Origin of the sequence: Lysinibacillus sp. FSL L8-0312, from assembly GCF_038003285.1 — a bacterium.
In the GTDB taxonomy this organism is placed as follows: domain Bacteria; phylum Bacillota; class Bacilli; order Bacillales_A; family Planococcaceae; genus Lysinibacillus; species Lysinibacillus fusiformis_D.
The window spans coordinates 1,738,339-1,759,829 of sequence record NZ_JBBOOV010000001.1 but is presented as its reverse complement, the minus strand read 5'-3'; the positions used below and the strand labels follow the sequence as shown (position 1 = coordinate 1,759,829).

The following is a 21,491-nucleotide window of genomic DNA, read 5'->3' as shown; positions in this document are numbered from 1 at the left end:
TAGAATCGTTTATGTTGCTATAAAAAAACAATAGCCCAATTTTGTAAATAATTACACGGATATAAAATTAATGTAAAAAGTGTATTGTGGTATATACCAATAGGTGCTATTCTCAAAATAAGTAAGCGATTACACAATCAAAAAAACATAAAAAGGAGTGTTTCGAATGAAAAATATTATGTTAGTGTGTGTAGCGGGCATGAGTACTAGTTTATTAGTATCAAAGATGCAAAAAGCTGCTCAAGAGCAAAATATTGAAGCTGATATTTATGCCATTGCTGAAGGTGAGGTGGAAAAAGTATTAGCGACGAAAAAAGCGGATGTGCTGTTATTAGGTCCTCAGGTTCGCTATTTAAAGGGGTCATTTGAAACAAAATTCAAGGATAGGGGCTTTCCAATCGATGTCATCAATATGGCAGATTATGGCATGATGAATGGTGAAAATGTCCTGAAGCAAGCACTACACTTAATTGGATGAAAAAGGGGTTAAAGGGAATGGGAGAAGCAGCATTAATGGAGTCCATTATGGGTCTTATTGTGCATAGTGGCAATACGAAAAGTGAGTGTATGGAAGCTCTTCAGCTAGCAAAAAAGGGGCAAGTTGAGGAAGCAAAAGAAAAAATTAAATTAGCAAATGAGTCTTTAATTGAAGCACATCATGCTCAAACGGGGTTACTATCTCAAGAAGCAAGGGGAGAAAAAGTAGAGGTTTCCATGTTATTAATTCATGCGCAAGATCATTTAATGAATGCTATTACTTTTCGCGATTTAGCGCAAGAAATGATTGAGTTATATGAACGAATCAAAGGGGAGTAACATCAAATTTTGATGTCACAATAAAAAGCAAAGGGAGTGTATGTGGATGTTCCGTTTTTTAGAAGAAAAATTTGTACCGGTTGCTGCTAGGGTTGGGAATCAGCGTCATTTAGTTGCTATTCGTGACGGCTTTATTACGATCATGCCGTTGACAATTGTTGGATCATTAGCTGTACTTATTAACAATTTGCCCATTAAATTATATCAAAATGCACTCGATGCCATTTGGAAGCATGAGACATGGACACAGTTTGGGGGGAATATTTGGGGAGCGACATTTGGAATTATCTCTCTATTATTAGCCTTTTGTGTTGCCTATCATCTGACAAAAAGCTATGACAAGGATGCATTATCTGGTGGGGTAATAGGGCTTGCCAGTTATATGACATTTGGTACGTTTGGTGAAGGGGGATTAACGGGTTTAACGACAGGTACAGGAGGAATATTTGTTGCCCTCATTACCGCTTTAATTTCCGCAGAACTATTTTCTCGTTTATCTGGCAATCCAAAGCTTTTAATTAAAATGCCTGCAGGTGTGCCATCCGCTGTGTCAAAGTCATTTGCAGCATTACTTCCAGCAATTATAACAATTGGTTTATTAGCATTAGTTCGTACGATCATTTCTGCTGGGTTTGATATACCTGATATTATTGGAACGTTTTATTCATCGATTCAAGAGCCATTTATGGGCTTAACAAATACATGGGTAGCTGGACTTATTTTAGCCTTCATTCCAACATTTTTATGGACATTTGGTATTCATGGGGCAAATATTATCGAGCCGTTTATGCAATCGATTAATCTACAAGCAATTGATGCTAACGTTGCAGCCATTTCTGCTGGAAAAGTAGCACCTTACATTATTAACAAACCGTTCTTTGACGCTTTTATTAATATGGGTGGCTCAGGTACAACGATTGCTTTAATTATCGCAATATTCATTATTGCTCGTAAAAACAAACAATATAATACGGTTGGTAAATTATCCGCTGCTCCCGGATTATTTAATATTAATGAACCATTACTATTTGGTTTACCAATTGTCTTAAATCCAATTTTATTTGTACCATTTATTTTGACACCAATGGTCAATGTGACAATTGCTTTCTTTGTAACAAAATGGGGTTGGGTGCCAGCAGCAACGATTGCTGTTCCATGGACGACGCCTCCAATTATTAATGGTTTCCTAGTCACGCAATCTTGGCGTGGAGCTGTACTGAGTATTGTCTTAATTGTTGTAGCTATTTGTATCTATTTACCATTTTTATCCATGGCTAATCGCTTGTCAAGACAGAATGAACAAAAGGCTGCTTTAGCAGCACAGAGCGAACAATCTGTTGTGGAATCCCAAGGGGAAAAAGTAGAAGTATAAGCGTCAATTAACGGAGGGTTTGAAGTGAGAAGATTAGGAATTTCGCTATATCCACAGCATAGTACACTAGACGAAATGAAGCGCTATGTTCAACTTGCTCATGACAATGGCTTTGATCGGATCTTTACCTGTTTGATGTCATTAAAACAGGAGGGGGAGCGTCAGAAATTACAGCAAATTAATGCCTTTGCGCAGCAGCTTGGTTTTGACATATCGGCTGATATCGCACCAGCTGTTTTTGATGATTTAGGCTTAACCTTTAAAGATATTGGCTATTTGAAGGAACATTATTATTTGGCAGCCTTACGTTTAGATATGGGATTTTCTGGTCAGGAAGAAGCGTTGATGTCACTTGACGCAAGTAATCTAAAAATAGAATTAAACATTAGTAACGGGACGAAATATGTAGACAATATTGTTTCTTACCAGCCCAATAAAGAGAACATTATCGGGTGTCATAATTTTTATCCAAGACGCTTTACTGGGCTATCTCGTCAGCACTTTTTACAAACATCCCAACACTTTAAAGCACACAACTTGAGAACTGCCGCGATGATCTCCTCGCAGCATGGTCAATTTGGGCCTTGGGAGCAAACGGAGTACGGGTTACCTACATTAGAGGAGCATCGTCATCTTCCTATCACTGTACAAGCGAAAGATTTATGGCATACAGGGCTCATTGATGATTGTATTATTGGCAATATGTATGCCTCAGAGGAGGAAATACGTGCGTTAGGTCAATTAAATCGCAATAAGCTTGAAATAAAGGTTGTCCCGTCAGCAGACACGAGTATTTTAGAGGAAACGATTCTTTTTAAAGAGCCCCATTTTAATAGAGGGGATGTCTCTGAGTATGTCATTCGTAGCACACAATCTCGGGTTAAATATAAAAACGGAGATTTTCCTGTGCATGATACACGACCATTAAAAAGAGGCGATATCACGATTGATAATAATTTGGATGTTCGTTATAAGGGAGAGCTACAAATTGTTCTAAAAGAAATCCCAAATGCCGGGTCGAGCAATGTTATCGCTAGCGTTGTTGAGGAAGAACAATTTTTATTAGCACATATTCAACCATGGGCATCATTCGGCTTTACAAAATGAAAAAAGGTGAGAAAGGGATTGAGTCATCAATCTCACAGACTGTAGCCATCGAGAACTTCACTCTCGATGGCTTTTGTCATTTTTCTTTCTTTGTTCAATAGTTGATAAACCATTCCATAATCAGAATAGGGGTTTGCTACTAATGGATAAATAAACGAAAAATTAATAGTGGTTTCTAATTTTCGCACTTAATGATTTTGTCGTACTAATTGATCAATCGTAAACATTTCTAATTGTTTACATTCGTTGATTTTATTCTTCGTCAGCATCGTTTTTCACTTTAAAAGTTTACTTTTCATCAACATATATGGATGGAGTTGCTTTATATAGATGTTGAATATAGCGAAGGACGGTGACTCCTGCGGGGAAAGCAGCTCGACACCGCATGTGGAAAGTATCAGCCTGGAGTGGAAATCAACCGTTTCCCTTTAGAAAATAATGCCGAGGAAGCATTCCGACTTTATTTTAAAATCCTTGTTTAATTACTTTTATTTGGATGGTTTTCAGTAGGCAATCTTCATTTTTTTCTTTATAATTTTCTCTTGAACAATAACATGATAAAATGTAAGATAGATTTTGATTTTATCTTAGTATATAACTAGGTTTACTAATAAAATATACAGATGGAGAGTGTCAGGATGTTACATCAATTTTCACGTAACGAGCTCGCTATAGGAACAGAGGGTCTCGAAAAATTAAAAAATACAACGGTTGCCATACTTGGTGTAGGTGGTGTTGGTTCATTTGCAGCCGAGGCATGCGCAAGAAGTGGAATCGGTCGCATTATTTTAGTTGATAAGGATAATGTCGATATTACAAATGTCAACAGACAACTAGTGGCATATCTATCAACTGTAGGCAAATCTAAATCAGCTGTCATGAAAGAGCGCATTGCAGATATTAACCCAGCATGTGAAGTCATTGATATGCACATGTTTTACACGGAAGAAACCTATGAAAAGTTTTTCGCACAAGGCATTGATTATGTCATTGATGCAAGCGATACAGTGATGTACAAAATTCATCTAATGAAGGAATGCTTGCAACGTAATATTCCTATTATTTCGAGTATGGGTGCAGCAAATAAAATGGATCCTACTCGTTTCCAAATTGCGGATATATCAAAAACACATACAGATCCATTAGCAAAAATAATTCGTACAAAGCTTCGTAAAGAGGGTATTCATAAGGGTGTAACGGTTGTTTTTTCTGATGAAAGTCCAATTGTTGTACGTCCTGATGTCGTAGAGCATGTTGGTAAGCCTGATGCGGCAATTCGTAAGGCAAAGATGCCGCCTTCATCCAATGCCTTTGTACCGTCCGTAGCAGGTTTAATTGCGGCGAGCTGGGTAGTCAATACCATCTTAAAAGATGTAAAAATTACGCGCGTACAAGGATAATGTCAGAGAATTACTTAAAAAAAACAACATAATGGATTATTTTCGTAGAAGTAGCTGCCTCATTGTTTTGAGAAGTAGCTACTTTTTCTATGTTACAATTAGACCGTTGAAAAAAGGAGGCGCATACAGATGGAAAAAATTTATCAAATGGAATATAGAGGTTTAAATCTTTTCGATGAAATTAGCACTGTAGAGTTAGCGATTGATGAAGAGAAGCAAACTATACATATTTTTGATGTTGGACAAGTAGTCAGCCCCATTTTTAATTTTGATGTATCTGCCTATGAATTGTCCGATGGTTTTTATAAAATGGCGGATGTTCTGCGGCATAAGAAAATCTTAACGAATCATCAAGCAGATAATAATGTAACATTAAGTGAATGGTTAATTATGAACAATGCTTATTTTTATATACCTCAAAAGCGCATTAAAAAATATATGCAGGGGAGCATTATTGAAATTGTTGATCGCGCAAAGGAACCCTGGTTATTTGATGATTATGTACAAAGGGTATAATTTTACCAAAATAGTTCGTCTTATGTACATAAAATGCTATTAATTCACGAAATTGTCTTATTTTTTTCATGTCCTCACTACTCCATATAGTTTATTGATATAATTTAAATCATCCATTAGATAATCGATCAGTTTGTTTGGGATGCTCCGAGCTACTTAGTAAATAGCCAGGAAGTTAAAACAGCAAATGACATATGGGAGAGTGGGAAAATGGAAATTCAAGTAATTCGTGATCATTTAGATATTGTCAAACTTCAAGAGAAAATGAATGCCATTGTATTTGACTATTTGGATACATCTAATAATTATCCGAAAGCTATGAGAGGGTTGAATCCTTTATATAGTCAAGTAACAACTTATTATAAAGAGTATGTTGATCATCGATCAGGGGAATTACCAAGCGCAAATACGTATTGGCATTTGTTTATCGATTGTTGTGCAAAATTATGTTATTTTTTAGCTGCATCGACCTATTATTCTTCGAATGCCTTGCAAAAAACGCCTGAAAAAGTGGAGCGTTTATTAACAATAGCAGCTTATTCCTTACCGGGAATTGAACAGGAAGAGAATGAATTATTATTAACAGATATCTTTGCTCTCTTAACGGAAGTGCTAGAGGATGAAGAGAAAATGACAACGATACGCAATGAAGTGCTTGCACAAAAGGGTGATGTGAAGCAGTGTCTGGAACAGTTCAAAGCATTTGTTGATGAAGAACTGACAGCCTAGACATTATTAGACTAGCTATTTTCAGAAAATAGCCTATACGACAAGAATCTACGTAACTTTTGTAAGTAATTCTCGTTTTTCTATACTAGAAAAAAGTGGATTTACTTGCTTCGTTTTGTTTCGTGGGTTCTTTTTTGTTATTTGGAAAGTAAAAAAAGACCATTTTACTTAAAGGGAATTATGATTTTTTGTCGAATTATAGTTAAAAAATGGGTTCTCCTATGATCATTTTATTCAACACTGTAAGAACTTATTGAAAGGGGGCTAGGCAATGATTGTAAACGGTATAAAATTAGATTTGGCGAATTTGGAAAAACCGCTTTTACTAGTTAGTGAGGAAGATGAGCATTTATTTCAACGACTTATCCAACCAACGATTGAGAAGGAACTTATACAGTGTCAATTAGCGCTCTCTACAAGAAAATCTATTTCATTGGTCAAAGATATTTGGTTGGCAATGTATAGGGATCGAGAAAAGTTATACATTAATAGTGGTCATGCCATGCTGTACCCAATTCGTTTAATTCTTTTTGAATTAGTGACACAAGCAGAATCTTTCCAGCGCTTAGCAAAAAAGTCGCGTGGTGATGCATGTCTTTCCCTTATATATGCAGTTATTCTTATACAATTTGTCTTGCAGTGGTTAAAGGATCGGTTTAGTGGAAACCAAGAGGTATATGGTGCATTAAAGCGGTTATACAGAGTGACGGATGATGAATTAACTAGAGAGCCATCCTATGAAACAAGAGAACAAAAAATTGCACAAGCTATTGCTGTAAAAGCAATTCGCTTTGAAGTGAGAGAAAACAATCAAGAATTCGCGAGTGTGTTGTATCAATCGTATAATTTGATTGTTTTTTTGCATAGTAAGGTCAATGAAGAGGATGGGAAAGAATCCCTTCTGTCATTACTTCGACATGTAGCAGAACCATTAAATTTGTTTTATAAAGAGCGATACACAGCAAATAACCAGAGCTTTACAGGATGATCATCAAAGCAGCCCATCCTGTTATTTTGTAAAAAAGCAAAGTCACTATCAGTACTGGAAATCGTGACTTTGCTTTTGTGCTGTTATTGATGGAACGATTTGAGCTTTTCATAGATGCCTGCCATTCGTTTTTCTTCTCCAGCAATAACAGGTTTATAAAATTCTGTTCCTACAAGTTCATCCGGTAAATATTGCTGGTCTACCCAACCACCAAAAGTGCCAATGGGTGTGTTATGTGGATATTGATAGCCAACATGTCCTAAATCTTTCGCTCCCTCGTAATGAGCATCTCGTAAATGATGAGGAATATCACCCGTTTTGCCTTCATGAATTGCTGTAATGGCAGCGTCTATTGCAGCTATGGCAGAATTGGATTTAGAGGCAAGGCACATTTCTATGACGGCGCTTGCGAGTGGAATACGTGCCTCAGGTAACCCTAGTCGTTCGGCTGCTTGGATGGCAGCCAGCATATGAGGACCAACATCGGGATTGGCAAGACCAATATCTTCATAAGCCATCACAAGCAGGCGCCTGCTGACGGCCACTAAATCGCCTGTTTCCAGTAAATGCGCTAAATAATATAAAGCAGCATTGGTATCACTGCCACGTACAGACTTTTGCAAGGCGGAAAGTAAATTATAAAAATGTGAACCTTTTTTATCGCCATAAACACCGATTCGGCTAATGAGATGCTCAATAACATGATCGGCTGCAAGCGTCTGCCCATCAACCTCATCACTCGCATAATAAATGGATTCTAGTAGTGTTAATGCCTTCCGCGCATCCCCGTTTGCGGCTCCTGCAATTTGCTCAATTTGAGTGGGTGTTAATACAAAATGATATTTACCTAACCCTCGTTTTTCATCTGCTAGTGCTTTTTCAATCAACTCAATTAAATTTTCCTTTGTCAGTCGTTTTAGCTGGTAAATTTCTCCACAGCGTGAACGAATAGCTGGATTGACGTCATGGTAAGGATTTTCTGTTGTGGCCCCAATTAATACAATTGAGCCATTTTCAACATGTGGTAACAAAGTATCTTGCTGTAATTTATTGAAACGATGAATTTCATCCAAAAAAAGAAGTACTTTTCCGGAGATTCTGGCTTCTTGTACAATATCCTCCACATCTTTTTTGCCAGCTCGCGTTGCATTGAGTGCAAAGAAAGGGAGCTTGGAGCTTCCTGCAATGGCATTGGCAATAGAAGTTTTACCGATTCCAGGTTCTCCGTATAGCAACATGGAAGGTACATGTTCATTTTGAATCATTTTATACAGGGCTGTATTGGGACCAATGAAATCCTGATGCCCAACTATTTCATCAAGGGTTAAAGGACGCATTCGAAAAGCGAGTGGTTCATTATGCAATTTAGTTCCCCCTTTCAGTCGTTGTCATTTTTTGCTTCAACCATGTTTATACGCTAAAATAAAGCGCTGATTGTTATTTTTGAACGATTTTGAATCGCATTTATTAGTATATCACATCCTTCTAGGTGTATTTCCGAGTTCATCAAGAGGAGATTATGATATACTGTTTGTAGTATTTTGACTAGACTAATTGAGGGTGATAAAATGAAAATTTCAACAAAGGGCCGTTACGGGCTTACGATTATGATTGAATTAGCAAAGCATTATGGTGAAGGGCCGATTCCATTGCGTAAAATTGCTGCGGAAAAGGAGCTTTCTGAAGCATATTTAGAGCAATTAGTGTCTCCGCTTCGTAATTCAGGCTTAGTAAAAAGTGTACGTGGTGCTTATGGTGGTTATATGCTAGCGAATCCACCTAGCGAAATTTCAGCAGCCCATGTTATTAGTGTGCTAGAAGGGCCTATTCAACCAGTAGAGGGTATTGAAAATGAGGAAGCGCCACAACGAGAGTTATGGCTACGTATTCGCGATGCAGTAAAAAATGTGTTAGATACAACGACAATTGAAGACCTAGCACAATATACAGAAGAAAATGTAGCGGAAGGTTACATGTTCTATATTTAAAATGTTCGAGCTAAAGTGCTACGCCCGCATCAATCTCATTCATTTTGTGAAATAGTCTTATCGCAATGGCTATTTTTACGATGAGTGATGTGGGTTTTTGCGCTTCTGATCTTGATTCAGGAGAGGACTCCACTTATGAAGGGTGAGCTGAATGCGGTGCTCATTTTTTCAGTGAGTGTTCAAACGATCACTGAATCAAGATAAAGTCTCTGGCGAAAGTCACAGATTTTGAAGAGAGGTCTGCATGATGCAGGTCAGTTACCGTTGTCACAGAATGTGACGAGAGTAGGCTAACTGTTACTCATTAGTTTGAAAAGAATGGACGTATTGTTTATCTGCGCGAAAGTGAAGTGTCAGCGGCAATTACGTCGAGGCGTAATTGATCAAAAAGGAGTTTTCAACATGAATTCATATATTTATCTCGATCATGCGGCTACATCTCCGATGAATGGCCAAGTAATAGAAGCGATGACGACTGCTATGCAGCAGGTTTTTGGCAACGCATCAAGTATTCATGGCGCAGGTCGAGAAGCACGAAAATATTTAGACAATGCACGTGAGTTATTAGCGAAATCCATCGGTGCCCAAGCAGGGGAAATTATTTTCACAAGCGGCGGCACGGAAGCTGATAATACAGCCATTTTAGGCACTGTCTATGCCCGTGCGAACGAAGGGAAACACATCATTACAACACAAGTAGAGCATCATGCGGTGTTACATACTTGTGAAAAACTTGAACGCGATGGCTTTGAGGTGACCTATTTACCAGTAGATCAATTGGGACGTGTAGCGGTTGAGGATGTTCAAGAAGCCCTTCGCGAAGATACTATTTTAGTGACGATTATGTATGGTAATAATGAAGTAGGTACAATTCAGCCTATTGCTGAAATTGGTGAGCTATTACGTGAGCATCATGCCACATTCCATACAGATGCAGTTCAAGCTTACGGCTTGGAGAAAATAGATGTCAACCAATTACAGGTGGATTTATTGAGTGTATCTGCACATAAAATCAATGGTCCTAAAGGTGTTGGATTCCTTTACCAAAAGACAGGAACACCGTTAGCGAGCTTTGCTCTTGGGGGCGCACAAGAGAAAAAACGTCGCGCAGGTACTGAAAATATTCCAGCCATTATTGGTTTTGCGACTGCTGTGCAAGTTGCAAATAAGTTGCGTGAAGAAAAGCGTTCACTATACAATCACTTTAAGCAAATTATGCTCGAAGTTTTTACACAGGAAAAGCTAGCGTTCCATGTGAATGGTGAAGAAAAGCATTCATTGCCTCATGTACTAAATATTAGCTTTAAAGGGATGGAAGTAGAATCGTTTCTAGTGAATCTTGATATGGCAGGTATTTGTGTATCAAGTGGTTCAGCATGTACCGCTGGTTCGATTGATCCATCGCATGTGTTAGTAGCGATGTTTGGGCAAGGAGCAGAGGAATTACGAAACTCCATCCGATTTAGCTTTGGGCAAGATTTAACGGAAAACGATATACGCGATGCAGCGGAAAAAACAGCTCAAATTGTGAAAAAACTAGCTACCAAATAATTTGCGCAATACGACGTTATGTTTCTATATCTTTTGAAGCATCAACTGTAATTAGATAAAAGAAAAGGTGACCACAATGAAAGAAACACGTGACCCCTCACAAATTCGCGTTGTCGTCGGCATGTCAGGTGGGGTAGATTCATCGGTGGCTGCATACTTGTTAAAACAACAAGGGTATGAAGTAATCGGGATCTTCATGAAAAACTGGGATGATACGGATGAAAACGGTGTTTGTACAGCGACTGAAGATTATGATGATGTGATTAAAGTGTGCAATCAAATCGGTATCCCATACTATGCTGTCAATTTCGAGAAACAATATTGGGATAAAGTTTTCACATACTTTTTAGAAGAATATAAAGCAGGGCGTACACCAAACCCTGACGTGATGTGCAATAAAGAAATTAAATTTAAAGCATTTTTGGAGCATGCCATGAACTTAGGCGCCGATTACTTAGCGACAGGACACTATGCACGTATTGATCGAAGTGTTGATGGTGAAGTGAAAATGTTACGTGGCGTTGATGATAACAAAGATCAAACATACTTTTTAAATCAACTATCACAGGAGCAATTAGCCCATGTGATGTTCCCAATTGGCGATATTGAGAAGAAAGAAGTGCGTAAAATTGCAGAGGAAGCTGGACTTGCCACTGCTAAGAAAAAGGATTCAACAGGAATTTGTTTTATCGGAGAACGTAACTTCAAGGAGTTTTTGAGTCAATATTTACCAGCTCAACCTGGCAAAATGGAAACAATGGATGGCGTTGTGATGGGACAACATGATGGTTTAATGTACTATACACTTGGGCAACGACATGGTCTTGGTATTGGTGGAGACGGTGAACCTTGGTTTGTGCTAGGGAAAGATTTAGAGCGTAATGTGTTACTTGTTGGACAAGGCTTTGACAATGAGTTTTCATACTCTACATCATTGACTGCTGTGAAAATGAACTATACTTCGACAAAAAAATTGCCTGGGAAATTTTCTTGCACAGCGAAATTCCGCTATCGTCAAACAGATACACCAGTAGAAGTAGAAATTTTACCAGATGGTCGTGCACACATTACATTTGCAGAGCCTGTACGTGCGATTACACCAGGACAAGCCGTAGTGCTGTACAATGGTGATGAATGTATGGGTGGCGGTACGATTGACGAAGTCTTTAAAAGTAATGAAAAACTAACATATGTTGGATAACTTGCGTTAAGACTGCTCTTACTGCCTCTTGGCTTTCTAGAAGCAGTCTTTCGCTACATAGAGGTGAAGAACAAATGAATTATAATGAACAGGGCATTCAAGCATTTCAAGAAAAACGTTATGAGGATGCTGCCCAACTATTTACAAAAGCAATTGAAGCAGAGCCCGAAAATGCCATTGGTTATGTGAATTTCGGCAATTTGTTAGCTGTGTTAGAGGATACAGAACGTGCAGAACGTTTCTTCCAAAAGGCGATTACTGTAGATGAAACTGCAGCGACAGCTTATTACGGTTTAGCCAATTTATATTATAATGCGGAACGCTATGCGGAAGCTGCAAAACTGTATGAACAAGCACTTAAACATCAGATTGAAGGGGCAGATGTTTATTATATGATGGGGAAATGCTTTGAGCGTATGGAGAACTCAAAACTGGCATTGCCCTATTTACAACGTGCCGTAGAAATTGCGCCAGAAGATACACAAATTCGTTTAACCTATGCGATTGTGCTATGTGCGCTAGAAATGTTTGAGGAAGGGAAGAGGGAACTGGATCTCTTAATCGAGCAGGATTGGAATAATGCAGATGCACATTATAATTTAGGCGTGCTCTATGCCGTTTCCACAGAACAAACGGAAGATGCAATGTATCATTTGAAACAAGCCTTTACATTACAACCTGAATATGACCAAGCACGATATATATATGATATGATTGCCCAACGATTTAACTGATAGGTGATTAGCAGCAAGTGTCAATTGATGAACTTGCTGCTTTTTTCTATCAAAATGCAAAGCAATCTATAAATCTCATTTATTATTTTTCAGCAAATGAATTCCTTCCTCTTTTATTTTTCGTTCAAACTTGGTAATGTTTGTTATGCAGGAAAGGAAAAGGTGACAGGATGAATAAAGTATTTATTGCACTATTACTTGTAACAGCACTTGCCGCAATTGAAGGAACAATTGTAAGTACGGCTATTCCAAGTATTACAGCTGATTTATTAGGCGTAGACTTAATTAGCTGGATTTATTCCGCTTATTTACTAGCCTCTGCTATTGCTGCGATTATTTTTGGCAAGCTAGCTGATTTATTTGGACGCAAGCGGATGATTATTACAGGGATTATTATTTTTTTAGTAGGCTCGATGTTATGTGGTTTAGCCCAATCGATGGAGCAATTAATTGTCTTTCGTGCAATCCAAGGTATTGGTGCAGGTTCAATTTTACCCATCACATTAACAATGGTTGGGGAGTTGTATAAGACTGAAAAAGCGCGTGCCAAAGGACAAAGCTATTTAAGTATGGTATGGGGCGTGTCTGGCGTAGTTGGTCCATTATTTGGAGGTTTTATTGTAGACCAAGTGTCATGGCACTTTATTTTTTTCATTAATGTACCATTTGGTTTAGCATCTATTTATTTAATTGCGAAACATTATAAAGAGCAAATAGAAGCGGTGAAGCGTAAAATTGACTACCTAGGTGCTGTACTATTTACAATTGGCATGGTGGCGTTGTTATTTGTGATTATCGAAAACAGTAAAACGCAGGCTTGGTTATCAGGTCAATCATTGCTAATGTATCTAATTGCGGTTGTCTTCCTTGGTATTTTTATTTGGGTGGAATTACGAGCTGAAGAGCCAATTATTCCGTTAGCACTGTTTAAAAATGGGCGACTAATGGTCATAAATGCCTTAACATTAAGCGGGATGTCTATTGTGATTGGTGTAACGGTTTATATTCCGATATTTGCCCAAAGTGTTCTTGGTAAAAATGCAACACAAGCAGGCTTATTATTAACACCGATGTCTATTTTCTGGACGGTAAACTCCATTATGGCAGGTTATTTAATCGGGCGTTTAACGAATAAAAGAATTATTCAAATGGGGACAATTTTACTGGTTACGGGTACTCTCTTACTGGCAAGACTATCTTCAGGTTCTAGCGATTTCAGCGCTTATTTCGCTTCATCATTAGTTGGGCTAGGAATGGGCTTTATCATGCCAATGTTGATGATTTCCATTCAAAAGGTGGCAAATCCGAAGCAGCTTGGCATCTCAATTGGTTTAAACTCCTTTACAAATACATTTAGTCAAGCGATTGGGGCAGCACTATTTGGGATGATTTTTAACTTAGCAACGAGTGAAAAAATGGCTTCATTAGGAAAAGGTGAAATTCAATTAAATGGTGAATTTGCAAGAGGTGGCTTTAGTCTAGAAGAAGTAAGCTTTTTAAAAGAAACTATTGCGAATGGCGTAAGCTATGTTTATGTCGCTACCTTTGTTTTTGCCATTTGTGCCCTTATTTTCTCCTTCTTTGTAGCGACGAAATCCAAGGAGCAGGCATAATCGTTACAAAGCTTTAAAACTGTAAAAATCCACCTCACTCTCTGTGAAAAAGAACATTGGACAATTGGGTCTTTTGCTTTTCTCACCGAAAGCTAGGTGGATTTTTATGTTCATTTAGTTTTGGTCATAATGACAACGGAGTGTCATTGATTGTTAGGTAGTTCTGTTAAGTATTTCGCTAAATGTGAAATAGGGGTACTGTCTAGTAATGATGGCTCTGCTTCATTTTCTTTTAAAATATTGATCTCTTTATTCAAACGCTCCATTTTTCGATCTAATTCGGCTGCTTGTAGTGCGGCTTCTTTTAATTCAATACGAATATGCTCGGGTACATCTTTGTTATACTTATAATAAATTTTGTGCTCCAAGCTTGCCCAAAAATCCATTGCTATTGTACGAATTTGGATCTCTGTGTAAACCTTTTCCATATGGTCTGACATAAAGATAGGAATTTTAATAATGAGATGTAAGCTTTGGTAGCCATTTTCTTTTGGATAAGCAATATAATCCTTCACTTCAACAACCTCAATGTCATGCTGTGCCTGTAACATGGCACTAACCTTGTAAATATCTTCCACGAAAGAGCAGGTGATGCGAGCGCCTGCTATATCACGAATATTTTCACGAACAGCCTCCATGGATGGGGGAAGCTCTTTTTTCATCATCTTCGCTAAAATACTTTTCGGTGATTTTACACGAGTGGAAATATGCTCAATTGGATTGTATTCATGAATCAACTTAAATTCTTCTTGCAATATATTTATTTTCGTTTCTACTTCCTGTAGAGCAAATTTGTAGGCTAAAAAGAAACGTGTTAATTCAGTTTGGAATGTTTTTAAAGAGTTTACCTCTAGTCCAGTTTTCATAGTTTGTAAATCCTTTCTAGTTGGTTTGTGCCATTTTTATTTTCTGTGTGGCTGTCATCGCAATGAGATAGCCAATAATGGGTGAAATTCCATAGCCCATAATAGGCATTGGAAAATGGCCAAAGAAAGTGACAAGAATTGTCATCAAGAAATAGAGTCCTAATATATCTTTTTTCCATGTGATAAAGAATGGATAGACTAACAATAGAAGGGCTCCAACTCCTAAAATAAGTAACATACTTCCCATATCTGCTACTAAAAATATTATTTGCTCTACATATGGTACAGGAGCTAAATGATCGATGTAAATCCAGGATGTAAAGACATATAGGGTTAGTATGATTAGCGTAATATACTGCCATTTAGGGTTTTCTATAGCTCGCCATAAAATAATGGTGGAGGCACAAGCAAAAGCAGTAATTTGCCCTGCATCTGGTTGCAATAATAAAATACCACCTATGAGAATCATGAATCCTATAACATATGGTAAATAATTACTTTTTGATAGCCTCCACAAATAAACAATGAGCATAGGTAAAATAATACTGGCCATATAAAAATTGAATGGACCCAAAGTTACCCATCGGTGGACACCCTCTAAGCCATTAAACCAAAAGGGCAGAATAAGTAAAATAGTTAAAATAGATGTGACCAAAAGAGGGTTCTTATGTAGTTCTATTAGGGGTGTTTTATTTAAAATGACATAGCAAAAACAAACGCCTAACATCCAGATGAATATATTTTGTATCCAAATACTTATGTCTACACCGTAGAAGATCATAGCGATCGTTCCTATAAGAAGTGCGGGAAGCATAAAAAAATAAGGTAGTATATGTTTAATATGGAGTTTAGTCATGTGACCCCCTTATACGTAATGCTATACAATATATAACTCATATGACAAACAAAAGGTTTCAGAAATTGTTGAAAGGAATAGAGGAGACGGAGGTGAGAAAATGAAAAAAAGGAGCTAGTGCCCCTTCGGTTTAAGTAATAATTTCAGCATTTAAGTTATAGCGCTTATTAAACTCATCGACAAAAACCTGTAAATCAATATATGTTCCGATATACGGCTCTGTTTCTTGATCGCGTAACAAGCCACAAGTTGCCTTTAATGATTTTGAAAACTCTAGTAACATTTGTTCGTTGTCCAGTTGCACGTGAATCACAAGAGAATGATCTTTTTTATTTACTTTAAAATATTTACCATCTATGATTCTCTCTAAATTTGTTTCTTGAAATGGAAAAACATAATCTTTATAAATTAGCTTCACAAGATCCCACCTCTTTCACAATAGTTTACTACATCTGTATAAGGTAACTTCCCACCAAAAATAGAGAGGGCACTGCCAATGGTTACATGCAATTTTCCGTTGGCTAATTGATTAAATTTTTCTAAATCCTCCAGCGAACGAACACCACCTGCATAGGTAGTAGGAATAGAAGTCCAGGCAGCCAAATCCCTTACTAGGCTTTCCTGCATTCCCCCCTTTTTTCCTTCAACATCGACGGCATGAATTAAAAGTTCATCACAAAAATCTTCTAGATAGGCAATAGATGCTGCATTGACTTCGAAGTGACTATATGTAGTCCATTTATCTGTCATGACAAACCACTTTCCATCACGCATCTTGCAGCTAAGATCAATGACTAGACGTTCTTTACCTATCAGTTGGTTTAAACGCTTTAAACGTGCTAGGTCTAGCTGTCCATCATGAAAAATATAGGATGTCACGATAATATGCGAAGCGCCTGCTTCAATATATTTTTGTGCATTATCAGCCGTGATGCCGCCACCAATTTGTAAGCCCTGAGGATAGGCTGCTAAAGCGGCTAAGGCGGCTTCTTCATTCCCAGAACCAAGCATGATAACATGTCCACCTGTTAGGCGATCTTTTGCAAACATTTGTGCATAGTAGCTAGCGTCATGTGTAGAAATAAAATTTTCTACGACAGCTTGATTTGCATAACCCAAAGTACTTCCTACAATTTGTTTTACTTTGCCTTCATGTAAATCGATGCAAGGTCTAAATTCCACTAACTTCACAATCCTTCCGTGCGACTAATTCTTATTTATCATAGCATGGAATAAGAGATAAAGGCAGAGAATTGTCATTTGTCGCAATAATGTAAAAATAAAGTAGAGAATACATTTTTATCTACGATATTTTGATGAGGCTATGGTAAAATAAAAAGATTGAAGACAATAAGAAAGGACGGACCGAACATGACCGATCATCTAGATTTATTTGAACTCAATAAATTTTTTATACTCGGACGTCCAATCGTCTCTATCTTTCATAATGCACAAAATATGTATTCGATTGTACGTGTGAAAATACAAGAGACGAACTTACAATATGAAGATAAAGAAATTATCGTTGTTGGTTATTTTCCACCATTACAAATGGATGAACAATATCGTTTTACGGGTATCTTAAAACAGCATCCTAAATATGGTGCTCAATTTCAAATCGAGACATTTACGAAAGAGGTTCCTGCAACTGAGCAAGGGATTATTCATTATTTATCTAGTGACTTATTTGTAGGAATTGGGAAAAAAACGGCTGAAACGATTGTAGAAAAACTAGGGGCTAATGCTCTTCGTGTTATTTTAGAAGATCCTAGTGCACTTGACGCCGTTCCACGCTTATCCACTGAAAAAAAAGAAGTTATTCATCGCACCATCGAACAAAATCTAGGCCTAGAACGTGTGATGATTCAACTGAATGAGTGGGGCTTTGGTCCACAGCTCGGTATGAAAATCTATCAAACCTATCGAACTGAAGCCATAGAATTACTAACTGAAAATCCATATCGCTTGATCGAAGATGTTGAAGGCGTTGGTTTCTTTCGGGCTGACGAATTAGGGGCTAAACTAGGAATTACTGGTAAACATCCTGATCGTGTCAAAGCAGCGATATTTCATGTGTTAAATACAGCTGCTTTATCAGATGGACACGTCTATTTAGATGCGGAGCATGTCCTACCGCTTGTAAAGGATATGCTTCAACAAAGTCAGCGGCAGGAGATCCCGTTTGAGGACATTTCTAAAGCCTGTATTGAGCTACGTGAAGAAGGTAAAATTTGTGGTGAAGAAACTAGATTATATTTACCATCCCTTTATTTTTCTGAAGTAGGGATTGCCTCTAAAATCGTATCGCTCATTGAGCGAAATAATAAGGCTGAGCATTTTAGTAAGGACGAAATTAGAAAAGCCATTGGAGAAACAGAGGAGCTACTCAATGTCACCTACGCTGAGACACAAGCAAATGCTATTGAACAGGCTTTAAATTCAGCCGTCATGATTTTGACAGGTGGACCGGGTACTGGGAAAACAACGGTTGTACGTGGAGTGGTTGAAGTTTATGCAAAGCTACATGGTTTATCATTAAATCCAAAAGAATATGCTCAAAAAGAAGAACCATTTCCTATCATCCTTTGTGCACCAACTGGACGTGCTGCCAAGCGGTTAGCTGAATCAACTGAGCTTCCTGCAATGACCATTCATCGTCTACTTGGCTTTACAGGGCAAGAAAAAGAGGAAGAAACAGAGCGTGAGGTAACAGGAAAGCTCATCATTGTGGATGAAATGTCTATGGTGGATACATGGCTTGCCCATCAGTTATTAAAAGCTTTACATGAAGATGTCCAGGTTGTTTTTGTAGGGGACCAGGACCAGCTTCCACCAGTAGGGCCAGGACAGGTGTTAAAGGATTTATTAGCATCAAAGCAACTGCCAACTGTTGAATTAACAGATGTTTATCGACAAGCAGAGGGCTCTACAATTATTGAGCTTGCCCATCAAATTAAAAAGGGAACGATTCCAAATGATTTAACAGCTAAAACATCTGATCGTTCGTTTATAAAGGCTTCAGCCGATCAAGTTGCCAATGTTGTCACGCAGGTTGTCAAAAGTGCAGTAGCCAAAGGACAGGAAATTCGCAATATTCAGGTGCTAGCACCCATGTATAAAGGTACGGCTGGTATTGATAATTTAAATAAAAGGATTCAAGAGCTCATTAATCCAAATGATACGGGAACAAGAAAAGAGCTGGTCTTTGGTGATGTGACTTATCGCATAAAAGATAAAGTACTTCAGTTGGTCAATCAACCTGAGAGCAATGTTTTTAACGGGGATATGGGAGAGGTCATCAGTATTATTAAAGCAAAAGAAACGATCGAAAAACAGGACTTACTGATCGTATCCTTTGATGGTATCGAGGTAACCTATCAACGCAGTGATTTGAACCAATTGACACTAGCCTATTGCTGCTCTATTCATAAATCTCAAGGCTCTGAGTTTCAAACAGTTATTATGCCAGTTGTCAGAGGATATTCAAAAATGCTACGGCGTAATCTCTTATACACAGGGATTACTCGTGCTAAAAACTTTTTGATTTTATGTGGTGAACCGGATGTACTTTCAGATGGCTTACAGCGTACAGATGACCTACAGCGTTTCACTTCTTTACGTGCAAGACTTAATCCGATGGATATCAATGAAGAAATTGTGGAAGTGGAGGCTATGTCAATAGAGGAGCAGGAGTTGAACAATCCTGTCTCCATAGCACAAAAGCTAACAGTAGAAACAGCACCATATATTCATCCAATGATTGGGATGAATGATATCTCCCCTTATGATTTTTTAAATGACTAAAATAATTACTATTTGCTGTATATGCCCGATTAGACTGTCTAGTCGGGCTTTTCTATTTAGCCCATCGTCACCTAATATTTGGACATTTCATATACTAGGTGAGTACAAAAACATAGGGAATGTATAGGGGTGACAGCATGCCAATAATGACAGGGCAACAGTATATTGAACGTATAGATGCTTTAAAAACGTATATTTCGATTGATGGGGAAGTCGTGACAGGAAAGGTGTCAGAACATCCTGCATTTAAGGGAATTATGCAGAGTCAAGCAAAACTTTTTGACTTACAACATCAAGGGGCTCTTCTTGAAAAAATGACCTATGAATCGCCAACTAGCAAGCAGAGAGTTGGCATGTCTTTTCTTCAAGTAATGACGCCAGAAGATCTTGTGAAAAGGCGCCATGCGGCAAGGGAATGGGCATTATCTTCCCATGGTTTTATGGGGAGAAGCCCAGATTATATGAATACGACCTTAATGGCCTTAGCTTCAGCGTCAGACTTTTTAAAAGATAAGCCAAATTGTTTTCCAGAGCATTTACTGAAGTTTTATGAGTATGCTCGTGAGAATGATATTACTATGACCCATACCTTTATCGAACCACAGGTAAACCGTAAGCGCTATTACTATGAGGATGAAGAAGTGACGATTGCTGCCAAAATTATTGACAAGACGAGTGAAGGTTTAATCATTAAAGGGGCGAGATTACTAGCAACACAGGGCGGCATAACGGATGAACTGCTCGTTTTATCAACAAATGGTTATGATGAAGGAAAAGGTTTCGGCTTTTCGATACCGAGTAATACAAAGGGCTTAAAGTTTTTATGTCGCCAATCTTTTGTAGGTGGAGATTCCTCATTTGATTATCCATTAAGCTCTCGTTTTGAAGAAATGGATGCGATTGTTGTTTTTGATGATGTAGTTGTCCCTTGGGAACGGGTTTTTTATTACGAAAATGTAGATGTTGCCAATCAATTTATGAATGTTAGTGGCTTCCAAGCATACAGTTTACATCAAGTACTTTCTCGGCAAATTGCGAAGACTGAATTTGTATTAGGTGTTGTGCAGTCGATTGTGGACACCATTAATATCGGTGATTACCAACATGTACAACAAAAAGTAGTGGATGTAATTGTGACACTAGAAACGATGAAGGCAATGCTCGTAAAATCAGAAATAGATGCACAGCGAGATATGTTCGGCTTTCTTCGACCAGACCTCTCAACTTTGCAAGTAGCCATTCAAATTTTCCCGAGAGTATATCCGACTTTTACGGAAATCATCCAACAACTTGGGGCAAGCGGCTTAATGTCCATACCAAGTGCCAAAGCATTTGCAGCAGATGAAGGAGATCTTGATCACTATTTGCAATCATTCCAAGATAAAGGCGAAGAGCGAGTGAAAAAATTTCGTTTAGCTTGGGATTTAACAATGAGTAGTTTTGGCACAAGGCAAACACTGTATGAACGCTTTTTCTTTGGTGATCCAGTGCGTTTATCTAGCCTGCTCTATCAATCGTATAAACGGGACCAATTCGTGCAAAGAGTAGAAGACTTTTTGAAAAATGAATGATTTACAGTTTGACAGTTTGAATTCAATCCGCTATGATTTATAGGAATAAAAGAATAACATCCCTTCGTTAGGTGAGGCTCCTATGCTGGAGATACGCTACTACCCAAAAATGTCGAGAGACGCCAATGGGTCAACAGAAATCATCGAAATAAGGTGTTTTTTAACGTAGCTGGACATATTCCTATGCCGCATAGTGCTAAAACTCAACGTTTGAAGGTAACACGCATGCAACGATTTTTTATTGCTCTTTTTTGATATGTGTATTCAACACGCCTTCATTCGTAGAAGGCGTGTTTTTGTTATGAAAGGAAGGTGATGAGAAATGGATAGTAGTCCTGAACCGAATAAGTATCATTCTAGGCAAACGGAAACAAATAAA

The 21,491-nt window shown here is 38.0% G+C and carries 20 protein-coding genes, 1 pseudogene and 1 riboswitch; of the genes and pseudogenes, 15 read left to right on the top strand and 6 right to left on the bottom strand.

Annotated elements, in window-relative coordinates; genetic code table 11:
• Positions 1-166: 166 nt before the first annotated feature.
• Genes MHI22_RS08975 through MHI22_RS08960 form a run of 4 tightly spaced genes read left to right on the top strand, consistent with a single transcriptional unit; the run spans position 167 to position 3,295 of the window.
• Entirely contained in the window at positions 167-478 is a 312-nt protein-coding gene (locus MHI22_RS08975; protein ID WP_036124378.1) for a PTS sugar transporter subunit IIB, read from the top strand.
• Positions 479-495: 17 nt separating this feature from the next.
• On the top strand, positions 496-816 hold the full coding sequence (locus tag MHI22_RS08970) for a PTS lactose/cellobiose transporter subunit IIA (protein WP_036124376.1): 321 nt from the start codon (positions 496-498) through the stop codon (positions 814-816).
• Between the two features lie 46 nt (positions 817-862).
• A complete protein-coding gene (locus MHI22_RS08965; protein ID WP_036124372.1) occupies positions 863-2,188 on the top strand; it encodes a PTS sugar transporter subunit IIC in 1,326 nt (441 codons plus the stop codon).
• 24 nt (positions 2,189-2,212) lie between these two features.
• Positions 2,213-3,295, top strand: a complete 1,083-nt coding sequence (locus MHI22_RS08960; RefSeq protein ID WP_036124370.1) for a DUF871 domain-containing protein — start codon at positions 2,213-2,215, stop codon at positions 3,293-3,295.
• 113 nt (positions 3,296-3,408) lie between these two features.
• Here MHI22_RS08960 and MHI22_RS23410 read toward each other — a convergent pair.
• A pseudogene (locus tag MHI22_RS23410) lies at positions 3,409-3,564 on the bottom strand (IS5/IS1182 family transposase); the annotation flags it as partial.
• A gap of 369 nt (positions 3,565-3,933) precedes the next feature.
• Between MHI22_RS23410 and MHI22_RS08955 the strand changes: the two are divergent.
• The 4 genes from MHI22_RS08955 to MHI22_RS08940 all read left to right on the top strand — a co-directional run bounded on the left by MHI22_RS08955 (position 3,934) and on the right by MHI22_RS08940 (position 6,928).
• Positions 3,934-4,695 carry a tRNA threonylcarbamoyladenosine dehydratase gene (locus MHI22_RS08955; protein ID WP_036124368.1) on the top strand — a complete coding sequence of 254 codons (762 nt, stop codon included), beginning with the start codon at positions 3,934-3,936 and terminating at the stop codon, positions 4,693-4,695.
• A gap of 129 nt (positions 4,696-4,824) precedes the next feature.
• The gene (locus MHI22_RS08950; RefSeq protein ID WP_036124366.1) at positions 4,825-5,211 is read left to right on the top strand and encodes a hypothetical protein; all 387 of its coding nucleotides are present in this window, start codon (positions 4,825-4,827) and stop codon (positions 5,209-5,211) included.
• Positions 5,212-5,421: 210 nt separating this feature from the next.
• Positions 5,422-5,940 carry a hypothetical protein gene (locus MHI22_RS08945; RefSeq protein WP_036124364.1) on the top strand — a complete coding sequence of 173 codons (519 nt, stop codon included), beginning with the start codon at positions 5,422-5,424 and terminating at the stop codon, positions 5,938-5,940.
• Between the two features lie 271 nt (positions 5,941-6,211).
• Positions 6,212-6,928 (top strand): hypothetical protein, encoded by a 717-nt coding sequence (locus MHI22_RS08940; RefSeq protein ID WP_058844056.1) that lies wholly within the window; start codon positions 6,212-6,214, stop codon positions 6,926-6,928.
• Positions 6,929-7,011: 83 nt separating this feature from the next.
• On the opposite strand, the gene MHI22_RS08935 is transcribed toward MHI22_RS08940, so the two are convergent.
• Complete coding sequence (locus tag MHI22_RS08935) at positions 7,012-8,292, bottom strand: replication-associated recombination protein A (RefSeq protein ID WP_058844057.1); 1,281 nt, start codon at positions 8,290-8,292, stop codon at positions 7,012-7,014.
• Between the two features lie 204 nt (positions 8,293-8,496).
• Between MHI22_RS08935 and cymR the strand changes: the two genes are divergently transcribed.
• The 5 genes from cymR to MHI22_RS08910 all read left to right on the top strand — a co-directional run bounded on the left by cymR (position 8,497) and on the right by MHI22_RS08910 (position 14,015).
• Positions 8,497-8,916 carry a cysteine metabolism transcriptional regulator CymR gene (gene cymR, locus MHI22_RS08930; RefSeq protein ID WP_008181126.1) on the top strand — a complete coding sequence of 140 codons (420 nt, stop codon included), beginning with the start codon at positions 8,497-8,499 and terminating at the stop codon, positions 8,914-8,916.
• Between the two features lie 402 nt (positions 8,917-9,318).
• Positions 9,319-10,467, top strand: coding sequence for a cysteine desulfurase family protein (locus MHI22_RS08925; RefSeq protein WP_036124356.1), 1,149 nt, complete (start codon positions 9,319-9,321; stop codon positions 10,465-10,467).
• 76 nt (positions 10,468-10,543) lie between these two features.
• Positions 10,544-11,668: a tRNA 2-thiouridine(34) synthase MnmA gene (gene mnmA, locus MHI22_RS08920; RefSeq protein ID WP_058844058.1), complete on the top strand. Its 1,125-nt coding sequence runs from the start codon at positions 10,544-10,546 to the stop codon at positions 11,666-11,668.
• A gap of 74 nt (positions 11,669-11,742) precedes the next feature.
• Positions 11,743-12,402 carry a tetratricopeptide repeat protein gene (locus MHI22_RS08915; protein ID WP_058844059.1) on the top strand — a complete coding sequence of 220 codons (660 nt, stop codon included), beginning with the start codon at positions 11,743-11,745 and terminating at the stop codon, positions 12,400-12,402.
• Between the two features lie 170 nt (positions 12,403-12,572).
• Positions 12,573-14,015, top strand: coding sequence for an MDR family MFS transporter (locus tag MHI22_RS08910; RefSeq protein WP_036124350.1), 1,443 nt, complete (start codon positions 12,573-12,575; stop codon positions 14,013-14,015).
• Positions 14,016-14,158: 143 nt separating this feature from the next.
• On the opposite strand, the gene MHI22_RS08905 is transcribed toward MHI22_RS08910, so the two are convergent.
• The 4 genes from MHI22_RS08905 to hisA all read right to left on the bottom strand — a co-directional run bounded on the left by MHI22_RS08905 (position 14,159) and on the right by hisA (position 16,919).
• Entirely contained in the window at positions 14,159-14,881 is a 723-nt protein-coding gene (locus MHI22_RS08905) for a GTP pyrophosphokinase (RefSeq protein WP_036124348.1), read from the bottom strand.
• Positions 14,882-14,897: 16 nt separating this feature from the next.
• Positions 14,898-15,434, bottom strand: coding sequence for a hypothetical protein (locus MHI22_RS08900; protein ID WP_340811768.1), 537 nt, complete (start codon positions 15,432-15,434; stop codon positions 14,898-14,900).
• Positions 15,435-15,867: 433 nt separating this feature from the next.
• Complete coding sequence (locus MHI22_RS08895; protein ID WP_340811767.1) at positions 15,868-16,155, bottom strand: hypothetical protein; 288 nt, start codon at positions 16,153-16,155, stop codon at positions 15,868-15,870.
• Positions 16,152-16,919 (bottom strand): phosphoribosylformimino-5-aminoimidazole carboxamide ribotide isomerase, encoded by a 768-nt coding sequence (hisA, locus tag MHI22_RS08890; RefSeq protein WP_340811765.1) that lies wholly within the window; start codon positions 16,917-16,919, stop codon positions 16,152-16,154. The genes MHI22_RS08895 and hisA overlap by 4 nt, the downstream gene beginning before the upstream one ends.
• A gap of 189 nt (positions 16,920-17,108) precedes the next feature.
• Here hisA and recD2 point away from each other — a divergent pair, with 189 nt between their 5' ends.
• Together recD2 and hpaB are read left to right on the top strand one after the other, a co-directional pair.
• On the top strand, positions 17,109-19,541 hold the full coding sequence (gene recD2 / locus MHI22_RS08885) for an SF1B family DNA helicase RecD2 (RefSeq protein WP_340811764.1): 2,433 nt from the start codon (positions 17,109-17,111) through the stop codon (positions 19,539-19,541).
• Positions 19,542-19,678: 137 nt separating this feature from the next.
• Positions 19,679-21,112, top strand: a complete 1,434-nt coding sequence (hpaB, locus tag MHI22_RS08880; protein ID WP_036124339.1) for a 4-hydroxyphenylacetate 3-monooxygenase, oxygenase component — start codon at positions 19,679-19,681, stop codon at positions 21,110-21,112.
• A 56-nt stretch (positions 21,113-21,168) separates the two neighbouring features.
• A riboswitch (M-box (ykoK) riboswitch) is annotated at positions 21,169-21,334 on the top strand.
• Positions 21,335-21,491: the final 157 nt, after the last annotated feature.